Source organism: Kitasatospora sp. NPDC096077, assembly GCF_040303245.1.
Taxonomy (GTDB): domain Bacteria; phylum Actinomycetota; class Actinomycetes; order Streptomycetales; family Streptomycetaceae; genus Kitasatospora.
In genome coordinates this window covers 1-1,065 of record NZ_JBEOSV010000152.1, presented here as the reverse complement: position 1 = coordinate 1,065, position 1,065 = coordinate 1, and the positions used below count along the sequence as shown (strand labels likewise).

The following is a 1,065-nucleotide window of genomic DNA, read 5'->3' as shown; positions in this document are numbered from 1 at the left end:
TGTACTGACCACAGAGGTTGGTGACGGGGTTCACGGTCGGGTGGTCTTGAAATGAGTAAGGGCCTTCTGGCTCGGTGTGGATTGCGACATCTGCACCGGCGACCAGGAAGGCCCTCATGCCACACCGTAACGCACCGCTGACCGAGACGGGACGCCTGCGTCTGGCCCGTTGCGTGGTCGAGGACGGCTGGCCGCTTCGCCGGGCGGCCGAGCGCTTCCAGGTCTCGCCGACCACGGCCAAGCGCTGGGCGGACCGCTACCGCTCGCTCGGCGAGGCCGGCATGGGCGACCTGTCCAGTCGACCCCACCACAGCCCGCGTCGAACCCCGACCGGCACGGAGCGGCGGATCATCAAGGTCCGCGTACTGCGCCGCTGGGGCCCGGCTCGCATCGCCTACCTGCTGAAGCTCAACCCGGCCACCGTGCACCGCGTGCTGACCCGTTACCGGCTTGCCCGCCTCTCGCACCTTGACCGCGCCACGGGACGCCCGGTGCGGCGCTACGAACGCGCCGCACCGGGCGAGTTGGTGCACGTCGACATCAAGAAGCTCGGCAACATCCCCGACGGCGGCGGCCACCAGGTCCTCGGCCGCCAGGCCGGCCGCAGGAACCGCTCCGGCGCGGGCTACAGCTACCTGCACAACGCCGTCGACGACCACTCCCGCCTGGCCTACAGCGAGATCCTGTCCGACGAGCGTAAGGAGACCGCCGCCGCCTTCTGGGCCCGGGCGAACGCGTTCTTCGCCCGGGCCGGGATCACCGTTCAGCGCGTGATGACCGACAACGGCTCCTGCTACAAGTCATACGCCTGGCGCGATGCCCTCGCCGCCGAGGGCATCGCGCACAAGCGCACCCGCCCCTACCGGCCCCAGACCAACGGCAAGGTCGAACGCTTCAACCGCACCCTCCTCGACGAATGGGCCTACGCCAGGCCCTACCGCACCGAACAGGAGCGACGGGACGCCTACCCCGCATGGCTCCACACCTACAATCACCACCGCGGACACACCGCACTCGCAGGCAAGCCACCCGCCACCCGCGTCCCCAACCTCACGGGACAGAACA

1 protein-coding gene is annotated in these 1,065 nt (G+C 69.7%); it reads left to right on the top strand.

Annotation, left to right across the window (positions count from 1 at the left end; genetic code table 11):
- Positions 1-116: 116 nt before the first annotated feature.
- Positions 117-1,065, top strand: a 949-nt coding sequence (locus ABTZ03_RS44185; RefSeq protein ID WP_350518940.1) for an IS481 family transposase, incomplete at its 3' end; no start/stop codon positions are given.